The organism is Micromonospora sp. L32 (assembly GCF_052068055.1).
Lineage (GTDB): Bacteria > Actinomycetota > Actinomycetes > Mycobacteriales > Micromonosporaceae > Micromonospora > Micromonospora purpureochromogenes.
In genome coordinates this window covers 382,712-396,351 of the sequence record NZ_JBQHDD010000003.1, presented here as the reverse complement: position 1 = coordinate 396,351, position 13,640 = coordinate 382,712, and the positions used below count along the sequence as shown (strand labels likewise).

Sequence of the window (13,640 nt, the reverse complement as noted above, 5' to 3'; positions counted from 1 at the left end):
TCAGGCGGTGCAGCCGGCGGGGGTGTCGCCGGCGGAGGGGACCGAGGCGACCACGGCGTCGGCGAGCGGGGCGATCCACTGCAACGGCTGCTCGTACGCGCGGGGGACGGTCACCCGGACCGCGGTCTCCCGGTCGACGGTGGTGAGCACGGTCGCGTCGGCCTCCTCGGCCGCGTACCAGCAGACCTTGTTGATCGTCCAGACGTCGCCGGTGGCCGGGACGGCCGGCTCGGCGCCGCCGCAGGCCACGGTGAGCGCCGGATCACCGTACGCGGCGTTCTGCTCGGCGCCGGCGGTCACCGGCCGCTGGGCCAGGTCCCGCACCGACGGCGGGAGCTGCGACATCAGCGCCCGGCAGACGGTGGCCGGCCGGGCGGCCAGCGCCGGGGCGGCCATCTCGACCGGGGTGGTGGACTGCGGGCGGGCGGTGGTGGCGGTGGGGCTGGGCGCGGCGGCCGGGGTGTCCGGCGCCAGCTTGGCGAAGGTGAAGCCGGCCACGGCCACCGTCACCGGCACCGCGACCAGGGTGGCGACCAGCGCGGCCCGGCGGGTCGACCGGTCCCAGCCCGGCTTGCGGGCGGCGGTCGGCGCGGCCGGCTTGCGGCTGACGGTCTGCTCGGCCGGCTCGGCGCCGGCGGTCGGGGAGGAAGTCATCTCGTCCACTTACAGGCGCACCACCGAACACGTGAGGGTGCGGGTGATGCCGGGCACCATCTGCACCTTGCTGACGATGAGTTTGCCGAGCTCGTCGACGGTGTTCGCCTCGGTGAGCACCACCACGTCGTACGGCCCGGTGACGGCGTCGACCCGTACCACGCCGGCAAGGTCCGCGATCAGCCCGGCCACGTCACGCGCCCGGCCGACCTCGGTCTGGATGAGGATGTACGCCTGTACCACGACTCGACCTCCGTCCGTCGCCGCCCGTGGGCGGCCCGAAGGGTGAAAGTACCTTACGGAGCAGGCGTGATCCCTATCGGTGGTCGAGGGGAAGCAGTGAGCGAGCGCGGCGAGGGAGTGGCATGAGTGTCGGGGGTCTCGGGGAGTTCGGCCTGATCGACCGGGTGACCGCGCGGCTGACGTACGGATCGGGCTGCCTGCTCGGTCCGGGCGACGACGGCGCGGTGGTGGCCGCCCCGGACGCGCGGGTGGTCGCGTCGACGGACGTGCTGGTCGAGGGGCGGCACTTCCGGCGGGACTGGTCCGGCGCGCGGGACGTCGGCCACCGGGCGGCGGCGGCCAACCTGGCCGACATCGCCGCCATGGGGGCCACCCCGACCGCGCTGCTGGTCGCCCTCTGCATGCCGGCGGACCTGGAGACGGCCTGGGCGGAGGAGTTGGCCGACGGGCTGGCCGCGGAGGCGGCCACGGTGGGGGCGAGCGTGGTGGGCGGGGACATGTCCGCCAGCCCGACCCTGACCATCGCCGTCACCGCCCTCGGCGACCTCGGCGGCCGGGCGCCGGTGGTGCGCTCCGGGGCGCGGCCCGGGGACGTGGTGGCGGTGGCCGGGCGCAGCGGCTGGGCGGCGGCCGGGCTGACCGTGCTCTCCCGCGGGTTCCGCACGCCCCGGCTGCTGGTCGAGGCGTACCGGCGGCCGGAGGTGCCGTACGCCGCCGGCCCGCACGCGGCCCGGCTCGGCGCCACCTCCATGATCGACATCTCGGACGGGCTGGTGGCCGACCTGGGGCACGTGGCGAAGGCCAGCGGGGTCGGCCTCGACGTGCACCGGGACGCCTTCGAGGTGCCCCGGCAGATGCGCGACGCCGCGCAGGCGCTCGGCGTCGACCCGTACTCGTGGATCCTCGGCGGGGGCGACGACCACGCGCTGGCCGCGACCTTCCCGCGCTCGGTGGCCCTGCCCGACGAGTGGCGGCCGGTCGGCCGGGTGGTGGCGGGCGCCGGCGTCACCGTCGACGGTGAGAAGTACGACGGTCGGGGCGGCTGGGACCACTTCCGGTAAGGGGTGGTCGTACCCTTCACCCGTGAGTGAGATCGAGATTCGCCCGCTGGCCTTCGACTCGCCGGTGGCGCGGTCGCTGATCAGCGCGGCCCTGGCCGACCTCGGCGAACGGTACGGCGGCAGCGGCGACGACACGCCGGTCGACGCGGGCGAGTTCGTCCCACCGCAGGGCGCCTTCCTGGTCGCGTACCTCGACGGCGAACCGGTCGGCTGCGGCGGCTGGCGCAGCCACGGCGACGACACCGCCGAGCTGAAGCGGATGTACACCGCCCCGACCGCCCGGGGCCGCGGGGTGGCCCGCGCCGTGCTGGCCGCCGTCGAGGAGTCCGCCCGCTACCACGGGCGCAAGCGGATGATCCTGGAGTGCGGCGACAAGCAGCCCGAGGCGATCGGCATGTACACCTCGGCCGGGTACGAGCGGATCCCCAACTTCGGCTTCTACGCCGACGCGCCGGGCTGCCTCTCCTTCGGCCGTACCCTCTGACCCGGCCCGGCGGGCTCGGTCTCAGCCGACGCTGATCTCCACCAGCCCCGCCGCGTGCCGGGCGGCCCGGGTCGCCTCGGCGGGGTCGTCGCCCCAGGCCAGCACCAGACCGCTGCGCCGGGCCGAGCAGACCACCTCGCCGAGGGTGTCGCCGACCGCGACGTCCACCTGCGCGCTGAGCACCCCGGGCGCCCGCAGCGCGGCGCGCACGCCGGTCACCGCGGTCACCGTGCCGGGCGGGGCGAGCAGGAACTCCACCGCCGCCGCGCCCGCCGGGCGGGCCGGCAGCGCGGGCCGTTCGCCGCGCAGCAGCCGCAGGTACGCGGGGATGAACCCGCAGTCGTACGCGACCGAGACCAGCGCGGCGATCATGTCACCGGGCAGTCGGGCGGCGCACTCCACCAGGGTCGGCACCCCGTCGGCGAGGATCCACTCGCTGTGCAGCACCCCGGTGCGGAACCCGGCCGCCGCCGCCAGCCGGGTGGCGACCTCGACCAGCTCGGCCCGGGCGGTCGCGGGCAGGGCCGACGGCACGGTGTGACCAGTCTCGACCGGTCGGGGGCCCGGCAGCACCCGTTTGTCGGTGACGTTGGCGAAGCACACCTCGCCGTCGGCGACCAGCAGCTCGACGCTGTGCTCCGGGCCGACGACCAGCTGCTCGACCAGCACCTCGGTGGGCAGGCCCCGGTCGGTGGCCTCGGGCGGCTCCTCCGGCGTGGCGGTCGACGCCCAGGCCGCGGCGATCGCCGCCGGTTCGGTGATCAACTGCACGCCCAGGCTGCCGGAACGCCGGGTCGGCTTCAGCACGCACCGGCCGCCGAAGCGCTCCGCGAAGGCCGCCGCCCGCTCGGGCGTGCCGACGAGCTCGTACGCCGGGTTGGGCAGCCCGGCCCCGGCCGCGACCTGCCGCATCCGGTGCTTGTCGGCGAAGACCTCGGCGGCCTCCGGGCCGGCGCCGGGCAGGCCGAGCCGGTCGGCCAGGCGGGCGGCGGCCGGGACGGCGTACTCGATGCCGGGCACCACCAGCCGCGCGGCGGCCAGCCCCGGTTCCCGGGCCAGCAGCGCGTCGACGTCCAGCCCGGTCTGGTACTCGGCGGGCACCACCCGCGAGACGACGGGCAGGTCGGCCGCGAGCGCCGCGACCTCCCGACGGTGGATGACGTCGGGCTCCTCCACCAGCACCACGGCGCCGGGCGGGAGTTGCTCGTCGAGCCAGCGCAGCATGCCGAGCGCCGCGCCGATGAAGATCAGCTCGTCGCGGCCCAGGTCCAGGTCCACCGGTCGTCCTCCGTACGGCGTCGGTGCGCCGAGGCCGGAGACCGGTCGGTCGGGCGGCGCAGGCAGACCGTAGCCGGGCGCCCGGGGCTGGTCGAGAGAGTCGTCGGGGACCGGTCACCGGTGCGGCGAACGGCCCCGGACACGACAGAACCGGCGGACCGTCACGGCCCGCCGGTGCTGGCGAATGTTCGAGCTGGAGGCGTTACCGCGTCAGGCGCGGGTGACCTTGCCGGCCTTGATGCACGAGGTGCAGACCTGCATCTTCTTGGTGTTACCGCCACCGGCCGGGGTACGCACCGACTGGATGTTCGGGTTCCAGCGGCGGTTGGTCCGCCGGTGCGAGTGGGACACGTTGTGGCCGAAGCCCGGCCCCTTGCCACAGACGTCGCACACGCTAGCCACGGGATACTCCTGGGATTGATACGTTCATGAGGTCGCCGGCAGGCGCTGCCCGGGCAACCTGGCCAGGTTACCCGATGAACGGGGTGTCCGACCAACCGCCCCGGAGGGACCGGCCGGCTGTGAGCCGGGCCACCGTCACGGCGGGCGCGGGAGACACGCCGGGGCGGGCCGTCCGGCCCGGGCGGGTGTCGGTGCGCGACAGTAGGCTTCTGGCCGTGCTGGACACCCTCGACGCCGCCGCGGTGCGCCGCTGGTGCGCGGGTGGGCTCAGCGCGCTGCGGTGCCACCAGGGCGAGATCGACGAGCTCAACGTCTACCCCGTCCCCGACGGCGACACCGGCACCAACATGGTGCTCACCCTCACCTCCGCCCAGCAGGCGCTGGCGATGGACCTCGACACCCTTCCGGCGGACGCGCCCACCGCGCACGGGCACGCGCTGCGGCTGATGGCGCGCGGGGCGCTGCTCGGCGCCCGGGGCAACTCCGGGGTGATCCTGTCGCAGATCCTGCGCGGCCTGGCCGACGCGCTCGCCCCCGTCCCGGCCGTCGCCGGCCGGGAGCTGGCCGTCGCGCTGCGCGTCGCCGCCGACGCGGCCTACGCGGCCGTCGCCCGCCCGGTGGAGGGGACACTGCTGACCGTGGTCGCGGCCGCCGCGACCGCCGCCGAGCAGGCCGACAGCGACGACCTGCGCACGGTGGCCCGGGCGGCGGCGGGCGAGGCCGCCCGCGCCCTGGCCCGCACCCCGGAGCAACTGCCCGAGCTGGCCCGGGCCGGCGTCGTCGACGCCGGCGGCCGGGGGCTCTGCCTGCTGCTCGACGCGCTGGTCGAGGTGATCACCGGGGAGAGCCCACCCCGGCCGGCGCCGGTGACCCGGGCGGTCCGCCCGCCGCTCACCACCGTCCGCGAGGCCGGCTCCGACGAGTACGCGTACGAGGTGCAGTTCCTGCTCGACGCCGACCACGAGGCGGTGGCCCGGATGCGCGCCGAGCTGGCCGGGCTGGGCGACTCGCTGGTGGTGGTCGGCGACGGCGCCTCACCGGCGGCCTCCACCACCTGGAACGTGCACGTGCACGTCAACGACGTGGGCGCCGCGGTCGAGGCGGGCGTGGTCGCCGGCCGGCCGTACCGGATCTCGGTGACCCGCTTCGCCGACCAGACCGCGCCGGCGCCCCGGCCCGGCCCGTCCGCCGCCGGTCGGGCGGCCGTGGTGGTCGCGGCCGGCGCGGGCATCGCGGAGCTCTTCGCCGGCGAGGGCGCCACGGTCGTGCCGGGCAACCCGTCCACCGGCGAGCTGCTGGACGCGATCCGCGCCACCGACGCGGCCCGCGTGGTGGTGCTCCCCAACGACCCGAACACCCAGGCCGTGGCGAGCGCCGCCGCGAAGGAGGCGCACCGGCTGGGCATCAAGGTCAGCGTGGTGCCGACCCGCTCGCCGGTGCAGGCGCTGGCCGCGCTCGCGGTGCGCGACCCCCGGCGGCGCTTCGAGGACGACGTGATCGCGATGGCCGAGGCCGCCGGCGCCTGCCGGTACGCCGAGGTGTGCCACGCCAGCCGGGAGGCGCTCACCGTGGCCGGCCCCTGCCGCCCCGGTGACGTGCTGGCGCTGGTGGAGGGGGAGGTGCACCTGATCGGCGCCGATCTGGTCGACACCTGCGCCGCGGTGGTCGACCGGATGCTGGGCGGCGGTGGTGAGCTGGTCACCCTGCTCACCGGCGCGGACGCCCCGGACGGTCTCGCCGACGCGGTGCGGGCGCACGTCGGCCGGCGCTGGCCGTTCGTCGAGGTGCAGGCGTACCCGGGCGGCCAGCCGCACTATCCGCTCCTGGTGGGGGTCGAATGACGTCCGAGGCGTCCACGGTGGACACGCCGTTGAAGAAGCTGGTCGGGGAGAAGACGGCCAAGGCCCTGGCCAGCCACCTCGACCTGCACACCGCCGGCGACCTGGTCTACCACTTCCCCCGCCGGTACGACGAGCGCGGCGAGCACACCGACATCCGCTCCCTCGACGTGGGCGAGCAGGTCACCGTGCTGGCCCAGGTGCAGCGCACGGCGGTGCGGCCGATGCGCCAGCGCCGGGGCAACCTGCTGGAGGTCACCGTCGGCGACGGCTCCGGCGGCGTGCTCACCCTGACCTTCTTCGGCAACCAGGCGTGGCGGGAGCGGGAGTTGCGCCCCGGGCGCTGGGGGCTCTTCGCCGGCAAGGTCACCGAGTTCCGGGGCAAGCGGCAGCTCAACGGCCCGGAATACCAGCTCCTCGGGGAGTCGACCGACGGCGAGGCGGCGGCGAGCGAGGAGATCGAGGAGTTCGCCGGCGCGCTGATCCCGGTCTACCCGGCCGCCGCGGCCGTACCGACCTGGGTGATCGCCCGCTGCGTCCGGGTGGTGCTGGACACCTTCACTCCGCCGGAGGACCCGCTGCCGGCGACCGTGCGGGCCGGGCGCAACCTGGTCGGCATCGGCGCCGCCCTGCGGGAGATCCACCGCCCCTCCAGCAAGGAGGAGCTGTACCGGGCACGCCGCCGGCTCAAGTGGGACGAGGCGTTCGCCGTCCAGCTCACCCTGGTGCAGCGCAAGCACCGGGCGGCGTCCTGGCCGGCCCGGCCCCGCCCGCCGAAGCCCGGCGGGCTGCTCGACGCGTTCGACGCCCGGCTGCCGTACGAGCTGACCTCCGGGCAGCGCGACGTCGGCGTCGAGATCGCCGCCGACCTGGCCACCCCGCACCCCATGCACCGGCTGTTGCAGGGCGAGGTGGGTTCCGGCAAGACGGTGGTGGCGCTGCGGGCCATGCTCCAGGTGGTCGACGCCGGGGGGCAGGCGGCGCTGCTCGCCCCGACCGAGGTGCTCGCCGCGCAGCATTACCGGGGCATGCTCGACCTGCTCGGCCCGCTGGCCACGGCCGGGGAGCTGGGCGCGGCCGACGACGCCACCCGGGTGGAGCTGGTCACCGGTTCGCTCGGGGCGGCGGCCCGGCGGCGGGCGTTGACCGAGGTCGCGGAGGGGCGGGCCGGCATCGTGCTCGGCACCCACGCCCTGCTCTACGAGGGGGTGGACTTCGCCGACCTGGGCCTGGTGGTCGTCGACGAGCAGCACCGGTTCGGCGTCGAGCAGCGCGACGCGCTGCGGTCCAAGGCCGACCAGCCGCCGCACGTGCTGGTGATGACCGCGACCCCGATCCCGCGCACGGTGGCGATGACGGTCTACGGCGACCTGGAGACGTCCACCCTGTCCCAGCTGCCGCAGGGCCGCTCGCCGATCGCCTCGCACGTGGTGCCGGCGGCGGAGAAACCGGCCTTCCTGGACCGGGCGTGGCGCCGGCTGCGCGAGGAGGTCGCCGCCGGCCACCAGGCGTACGTGGTGTGCCCCCGGATCGGCGAGGGCCCGCAGAGCGAGGAGGAGCCGCCGCGGGAGGACGACAACGGGCGGCGGCCCCCGCTGGCCGTGACGGAGGTGGCGCCGCTGCTCGCCGAGGGGCCGCTGCACGGGCTGCGGATCGGTGTCCTGCACGGGAAGCTGCCCGCCGACGAGAAGGACGCGGTGATGCGCTCCTTCGCCGACGGCAACCTGGACGTGCTGGTCGCCACCACCGTGGTGGAGGTCGGCGTCAACGTGCCGAACGCCACCGTGATGATCGTGCTGGACGCCGACCGGTTCGGCGTCTCCCAGCTGCACCAGCTGCGTGGCCGGGTGGGTCGGGGCACCGCCCCCGGGCTCTGCCTGCTGGTGACCGAGGCGGCCGAGGGGTCCTCGGCCCGGGAACGCCTGGACGCGGTGGCCTCCACCACGGACGGTTTCAAGCTGGCCGAACTGGACCTGGAACAGCGCCGGGAGGGCGACGTGCTCGGCGCCACCCAGTCGGGGCGCCGCTCGCACCTGCGGTTGCTGTCCCTGCTGCGCGACACCGACCTGATCCGCGACGCCCGCGCCGAGGCGATCGCCCTGGTCGAGGAGGACCCGGAGCTGGACCGGCACCCGGCGCTGGCCGCGTCGGTCGCCGCCCTGGTGGACGAGGAACGCGCCGAGTACCTGGAAAAGGGCTGACCACCGGGCGTAGCGTCTCCCGCGCGGTTGCGTCCCGCGGGGCTGCGTCCCGCGCGGATGCGCGCCGCGCGGCTGCGCGCCCCGGCGGGGTGTGGGCCCGGGCGTTGCCGAATCGTCGGGCTGTCGGTCCGTCCCGCCGGGGCGAGGCCACGTCACCCCCTGCGCGTCCTTTCGAGCTGATGACGTAGACGATTCACGGCGGCCTTCCTCGCCCTCGCCCCGCGCCCCTTGGCGGCCAGCTTCGACCACCCCCTGCCGTGCCGCGGGGTTGCTGGTGGACCGGCGGGGTGAGCCGCACCACGTGCGTCTCTCTCTTACCGTGTGCGGATTTTGGCGGGTGCACGGGGGAGGCCGACGCCCGCGCCCCTCATCACCCAGCGTGAGTTCACGCCGCCCCCCGGCGTGCACTTTCGCGGAAAGCGTGGCTATTCCGCGCGCCGCTTGGCCACTCGTTCCCACGCCGGGCCGCGGGCATCGCCCCGCACCTGCCGCGCTGAATCGTTCACGTCATCAGCTCCAAAGGACGCGCAGGGGGTGACGTAGCCCCACGGGTCCGGCAGGCCGCGAGGACCGGGCGTCGGGCGCGCGCTGTCCGCACCGCCCGCACCGCCGCGCCGCCCGCACCGCCGCGCCGTCCGCGCTGTCCGCGCCGTCCGCGCTGTCCGCGCCGCCCGCGCTGTCCGCGCTGTCCGCGCCGCCCGCGCTGTCCGTGCTGACCGCGCCGGCCGGCGTGGGCACCGGTCGAGCTGAGCCCCAGCCGGCGCTGCCGCGGATCCAACAGGGCGGGCGGGAACGGTGCGAGGGCGCGCCGACCGGTCGGTCGACGCGCCCTCGGCTTCAGGCAGGTGGTGCTCAGGCGGTGAAGCGCACCCGGCGGCGGCGGGCCACCACGAACAGGATCGCGCCCGCGGCCAGCAGCACGACGGCGCCGGCGGCGATGCCACCGGTGGCGGCGCCGGTGACCGGCAGGCCACCACCCTCACCCTCGTCGCACTTCTTCGGCTGGGTGTACTCGATGGTCTCGGAGCCCTCGACCACGTCGTAGGAGACGGTGACCTTCAGGCCCTGGTACGCGTCGAAGGTGACCGAGCTGGTCTTGCCCGGGGTCGACTCGAGCTTCTTGGTAACGCCCTTCTCGGTGGTGAGCGTGGCGGTGAAGGGGATGCCCTTCGCCGGGTTCTCCACGATGAAGGTCATCTCGTCGCAGGTCTCCTCGAGCCGGAACACCGGCTCCTCCGGCGCGCTCGGCGTGCTCGACGGCGTCGCGGTCGGGCTGGTGGTCGACGGCGACGGGGTGACCTCGGGGGACTTGGTCGGCTCCGGGGACTTGGTCGGCTCCGGCGTGGTCGGCGCGCTCGGCGACGGCGACTCGGTTGCGGCGCAGTCGCCGGCCGGCTGCGCGACGACCGTGCGCTCCTCGGTGATGATCCGGTCGCCCCGCTCCCACCGGGCCTCGACGGTCAGCTTGAGCTCCGGCAGCGCGCCGGTGAAGGTGTGCGCTTGGGTGCCGGTCAGCGGGCCGTCACCCTTCTTGGGCAGCACCGCGTTCAGCGCCAGCGCGCCGGTGAAGCTACCCGGCACGGTCGACTCGAGCTTGGTGATGGTGCCGGCGAGGTCGGTCTCGCTGTTGCCGACGGTCCAGCTGACGACGATCTTGCCGTCGGGCGCGGCGCAGTAGGTGCCCGAGGGCTCGGGGTGGTGGGCCATCGCGGGTCCGGCGACCGTGGCGACGCCGGCGAGGCCGATCAGCGTGCCAGCGGCGATCGCCGCGACGCGCCGGAACTTCAGGCGGTTCACGTGTACTCCTGACGGGGGGAGATTCGCGGGGTGTGCGGCCGGGGAGGCGGGAGCCGGCGGGACCGAGCGGTCGTGCGGGACCGAGCGGTCGTGGCTCAGCGCGACCTCCTCGGGATCGCGGCGCGTCCGCGCGAGCGCGAGCGCGCCGGGTGACTGTACCGACGGGTAGTGAACGCTCCCGCCGCCGGAGGTTGTTGTTGCCGTTTCGAGATCATCGATGGACCGAGCGTCACCGGACGACTGCGCCTCCATGGTGGACGATCGATATGCGAAGGGCGCGCCGACCGGTCGGTCGGCGCGCCCTCAGGCGACCACAGTGGATCAGGCGGCGTCGGGCCACGACGAAGAGCACCGCGCCGGCCGCCAGCAGGGCGAGCGCGCCCGCAGCGATGCCGCCGGCCGCCGCGCCGGTCACCGGCAGGCCCTCACCGGGCGTACCGCCGCCAGCGCCGCCCTCGGCGCAGTCCTTCGGCTGCTCCCAGGCCAGCGGCCCGCCGGAGTCCAGGTCGCCGGTCACCGTCACGGTCAGGCCCTTGCTGGCCTTGAAGCTGACCGAGCCGGTACGGCCCGGCTCGACGGTCAGCGTCTTGGCCTCACCCTTGCTCGGGGTGAAGGTCGAGGTGACGGTCGCGCCGTCCTCCGGGTTGCTGATCCGGAAGGTCATCGCGTCGCAGGTCGACTCGTAGACGGCGTCCGGCGCGCCGACCTCGGGCTGCTGGCAGTCCTCGGGCTTCTGCCAGCCGCCGGTGAAGTTCTTCATGCCCGCGGCGGTCACGGTGATCTCCTGCGCCTGCCCGGGGTTGAGCTTCCGGGTCTCGATCTTGCGCATGGGCACGGTGACGGTCTCGGTGAAGCCGCTACTGCCGGTGACGGCGAAGGTCGCCGCGGCGTTGCCGGTCCGGTTGACCAGGGTCAGCTCGACGCTGCCCTGGCAGTCGGACTCGGCGATCACCTCGGGCGCCGCCGAGCAGCTGCCCGAGCCGCCGTTGTACCAGCCCTTCGGGCCGGTGGACCGGGCGCCGATGCCGGCGGAGCTGCCGACCTTGCGGTCGCCGTACCGGTCGCTGGTGTCGGTGAGCGGGTCGATGATCGTGCTGCCGAAGAGGAAGTCGACCTGGGTGTGGCAGTTCGGCACCTCGACCCGGAAGTCCAGGGTGGCCACACCCAGCTCCCCGTCGGCCACGCCGACGAACTTCTTGATCGACTTGTCGAGCACGTACTGCGGCACGGCGAATGTGGCCGACGGCGTCACGTACGACACCAGGGCCAGTTCCTGCTGCTCGCCCGGGCAGAGCGGGCCGTTGGTGAGGGTGATCGAGGCTTCGCCCTTCGGGCCGTCGAAGGTGTGCGTGTATTTCGCGTCGTCGGCCTTGACGCAGTTCGGCGCCGGCTGCGTCGGCGTGCTCGGCGAGGCCGTCACGGTCGGGGAGGCCGACGGCGAGGGCGACGTGTTGGTGGCGCTCGCCGGCGCCGTGAGGGCGAAGGCCGTGGCGAGGCCGGCCAGCGCGGCGGCGGCCACGGCGAGCGGTCGCCGGAGCGACGGCTGGGGACGGATCACGCGTACTCCCGGGGTGAAGATGCGTCAGGGTGCGGCGTGGGGTGGCGGTGGCTCTGGTCCCGGTCGCATTGCGGCACGGCCCGTGACGGCGCGCTCCCCGGCGCCGCGCGGCCGGCGGAGCGTCGCCGGCACCCGGCCGACCCTAAAGGGATCGCCGTCGGCGTTACAACGCTCAGGAGGAGCTAAGGATCATGTTATGAATCTGAGATCATTGATATACCGGCAGTGATCATGGAGGTACCCGTCCGGGACGCACCGTGTCGGCCGGGCCGACCCGGCCGTCGCGTAGCGTCATCTCCATGAGCAGGGGTAGACCGTGACCCGGATCGTCGCCGGCACGCTCGGCGGCCGGCGGATCGCCGCGCCGCCCGGCGCCGGCACCCGACCCACCTCCGACCGGGTCCGCGAGGCGTTGTTCAGCGCGGTGCAGACCGAGATCGACCTGTCCGGCGCCCGCTTCGCCGACCTGTACGCCGGCTCCGGCGCGGTCGGGCTGGAGGCGCTGTCCCGGGGCGCCGAGCACGTGCTGCTGGTCGAGTCCGACCCGCGCGCCGCGCGCGTGATCAGGGAGAACGTCGCCGCGCTCCGGGCCGCCCCGGCCGCCCGGCTGGTCACCGGCAAGGTGGCCGGCGTGCTCGCGGCCGGGCCGGGCGGCGAGCCGTACGACGTGGTCTTCGCCGACCCGCCCTACGCGGTGCCCGACGCCGAGATCACCGCCATGCTGGCCGCCCTGGTGGAACACGACTGGCTGGCCCCCGGAGCCCTGGTGGTGGTGGAGCGCTCCAGCCGCACCGGCCCGGTCGAGTGGGTGGAGGGCGTCACCGCGGAGCGCAGTCGCCGTTACGGCGAGACCACCCTTTGGTACGGTCGCCGATCATGAGACGTGCGGTGTGTCCCGGCTCGTTCGACCCGGTCACCAACGGACACCTCGACATCATCGGACGGGCCAGCCGGCTCTTCGACGAGGTGATCGTCGGCGTGCTGGTGAACCAGGCGAAGAGTGGCCTGTTCACCGTCGAGGAGCGGATCGACATGCTCCGCGAGGTGACCTCCTCGTACGAGAACGTCCGGGTCGAGTCCTTCCGTGGCCTGCTGGTCGACTTCTGTCGGGCGCAGGAGGCCAGCGTGCTGATCAAGGGCCTGCGGGCGGTCAGCGACTTCGACTACGAGTTGCAGATGGCGCAGATGAACATCGGCCTCGCCGGGGTCGAGACGCTGTTCATGCCGACCAACCCGCTCTACTCCTTCCTCTCCTCCAGCCTGGTCAAGGACGTGGCGAAGTGGGGTGGCGACATCTCCGCGCACGTGCCGGACGTGGTGCGCCACGAGCTGGTCGCCCGGCTCGGCCCGGAGCACCGGGGCTGACACCTCGCCACGCACCGCCGCCCGCCGGAACCGGCGGGCGGCGCGTCGCGACGCGCCGCGCCGGGGTGGATCGGGCGGGGCTCGCCCGCGCAGGACATCATGTGTGGAGCGGGAACCCGGCCGTAACCCGCATCATGTAGGTCGGCCGACGAACGACAGGAGTGAGGTACCGGTGGACCCGCTCGATCGCATCGACGAACTGATCGCCATGGTGGAGCAGGCCCGCTCCGTACCGATGTCGCGGAACAACTGCATGGTCGACCGGGGCGAGATGATCGCGGTCCTGGACGAGCTGCGCGCCGAACTCCCCGCCGACCTGCGCCGGGCCGCCGCGCTCCTGGAGGAGCGGGACAAGATCATGGAGGCCGGCAAGCGGGAGGCCGACCGGATCATCAGCGAGGGTGAGGCGGAACACGCCCGCCTGGTGTCGGTGAACGAGATCACCGTCTCGGCGGAGCACGAGGGCGCCCGGATCATCGCGGAGGCCCGGGCCGAGGCGCAGCGGCTGCGCGACGAGGTCGACGACTACGTCGACACGGCGCTGGCCAACTTCGAGCAGTTCCTGACCCGGGCGCTGGCCTCGATCGAGCGCGGCCGGGACAAGATGCACGCGCTGCGCGAGATCGGCACCTTCGGTGGGGACGAGGCCGAACGCCCGCTACCCTTCTGAGCGGCACCTCACCAGCCGACACTCGGGGCGGGGGTCGCCCCCGGTTCGACGCTGGGGCGGTCGCCCAGGTAACCTTTTTTGTCGGCCTC

The 13,640-nt window shown here is 74.6% G+C and carries 13 protein-coding genes; 7 read left to right on the top strand and 6 right to left on the bottom strand.

Going from position 1 to position 13,640, the window contains the following annotated elements; all coding sequences use genetic code 11:
• Together ACTMTB_RS10695 and ACTMTB_RS10690 are read right to left on the bottom strand one after the other, a co-directional pair.
• On the bottom strand, nucleotides 1-663 hold the full coding sequence (locus tag ACTMTB_RS10695; protein ID WP_441144573.1) for a DUF3515 family protein: 663 nt from the start codon (nucleotides 661-663) through the stop codon (nucleotides 1-3).
• Nucleotides 664-897 (bottom strand): Lrp/AsnC ligand binding domain-containing protein, encoded by a 234-nt coding sequence (locus ACTMTB_RS10690; protein ID WP_013284547.1) that lies wholly within the window; start codon nucleotides 895-897, stop codon nucleotides 664-666.
• A gap of 122 nt (nucleotides 898-1,019) precedes the next feature.
• Between ACTMTB_RS10690 and ACTMTB_RS10685 the strand changes: the two genes are divergently transcribed.
• Both ACTMTB_RS10685 and ACTMTB_RS10680 read left to right on the top strand, forming a co-directional pair.
• Nucleotides 1,020-1,958 carry a thiamine-phosphate kinase gene (locus ACTMTB_RS10685; protein ID WP_441144569.1) on the top strand — a complete coding sequence of 313 codons (939 nt, stop codon included), beginning with the start codon at nucleotides 1,020-1,022 and terminating at the stop codon, nucleotides 1,956-1,958.
• Between the two features lie 22 nt (nucleotides 1,959-1,980).
• The gene (locus ACTMTB_RS10680; RefSeq protein WP_441144567.1) at nucleotides 1,981-2,442 is read left to right on the top strand and encodes a GNAT family N-acetyltransferase; all 462 of its coding nucleotides are present in this window, start codon (nucleotides 1,981-1,983) and stop codon (nucleotides 2,440-2,442) included.
• A gap of 21 nt (nucleotides 2,443-2,463) precedes the next feature.
• Here ACTMTB_RS10680 and ACTMTB_RS10675 read toward each other — a convergent pair whose 3' ends face one another.
• A complete protein-coding gene (locus tag ACTMTB_RS10675) occupies nucleotides 2,464-3,720 on the bottom strand; it encodes an ATP-grasp domain-containing protein (protein WP_441144565.1) in 1,257 nt (418 codons plus the stop codon).
• A 210-nt stretch (nucleotides 3,721-3,930) separates the two neighbouring features.
• Nucleotides 3,931-4,122: a 50S ribosomal protein L28 gene (rpmB, locus tag ACTMTB_RS10670; protein WP_088963534.1), complete on the bottom strand. Its 192-nt coding sequence runs from the start codon at nucleotides 4,120-4,122 to the stop codon at nucleotides 3,931-3,933.
• A gap of 215 nt (nucleotides 4,123-4,337) precedes the next feature.
• Between rpmB and ACTMTB_RS10665 the strand changes: the two genes are divergently transcribed.
• Nucleotides 4,338-5,963: a DAK2 domain-containing protein gene (locus tag ACTMTB_RS10665; protein WP_441144563.1), complete on the top strand. Its 1,626-nt coding sequence runs from the start codon at nucleotides 4,338-4,340 to the stop codon at nucleotides 5,961-5,963.
• A complete protein-coding gene (recG, locus tag ACTMTB_RS10660) occupies nucleotides 5,960-8,161 on the top strand; it encodes an ATP-dependent DNA helicase RecG (RefSeq protein WP_441144561.1) in 2,202 nt (733 codons plus the stop codon). The genes ACTMTB_RS10665 and recG overlap by 4 nt, the downstream gene beginning before the upstream one ends.
• 852 nt (nucleotides 8,162-9,013) lie before the next feature.
• On the opposite strand, the gene ACTMTB_RS10655 is transcribed toward recG, so the two are convergent.
• Entirely contained in the window at nucleotides 9,014-9,958 is a 945-nt protein-coding gene (locus tag ACTMTB_RS10655; protein ID WP_441144559.1) for a cell wall anchor protein, read from the bottom strand.
• Between the two features lie 229 nt (nucleotides 9,959-10,187).
• Nucleotides 10,188-11,516, bottom strand: a complete 1,329-nt coding sequence (locus ACTMTB_RS10650) for a cell wall anchor protein (RefSeq protein WP_441144557.1) — start codon at nucleotides 11,514-11,516, stop codon at nucleotides 10,188-10,190.
• 316 nt (nucleotides 11,517-11,832) lie between these two features.
• Here ACTMTB_RS10650 and rsmD point away from each other — a divergent pair, with 316 nt between their 5' ends.
• The 3 genes from rsmD (at nucleotide 11,833) to ACTMTB_RS10635 (ending at nucleotide 13,551) form a co-directional block, all read left to right on the top strand.
• Nucleotides 11,833-12,396 carry a 16S rRNA (guanine(966)-N(2))-methyltransferase RsmD gene (gene rsmD, locus ACTMTB_RS10645; RefSeq protein ID WP_441144555.1) on the top strand — a complete coding sequence of 188 codons (564 nt, stop codon included), beginning with the start codon at nucleotides 11,833-11,835 and terminating at the stop codon, nucleotides 12,394-12,396.
• Nucleotides 12,393-12,881: a pantetheine-phosphate adenylyltransferase gene (coaD, locus tag ACTMTB_RS10640; RefSeq protein WP_210777900.1), complete on the top strand. Its 489-nt coding sequence runs from the start codon at nucleotides 12,393-12,395 to the stop codon at nucleotides 12,879-12,881. Before rsmD ends, coaD begins: the two co-directional genes overlap by 4 nt.
• Before the next feature lie 172 nt (nucleotides 12,882-13,053).
• Entirely contained in the window at nucleotides 13,054-13,551 is a 498-nt protein-coding gene (locus ACTMTB_RS10635; RefSeq protein ID WP_154943401.1) for a hypothetical protein, read from the top strand.
• The last annotated feature ends 89 nt before the right edge of the window (nucleotides 13,552-13,640 follow it).

Coding starts and splice junctions, on each gene's coding strand:
- recG (WP_441144561.1), top strand. CDS start 5,960: ATGACGTCCGAGGCGTCCACGGTGGACACGCCGTTGAAGAAGCTGGTC.
- coaD (WP_210777900.1), top strand. CDS start 12,393: ATGAGACGTGCGGTGTGTCCCGGCTCGTTCGACCCGGTCACCAACGGA.
- ACTMTB_RS10685 (WP_441144569.1), top strand. CDS start 1,020: ATGAGTGTCGGGGGTCTCGGGGAGTTCGGCCTGATCGACCGGGTGACC.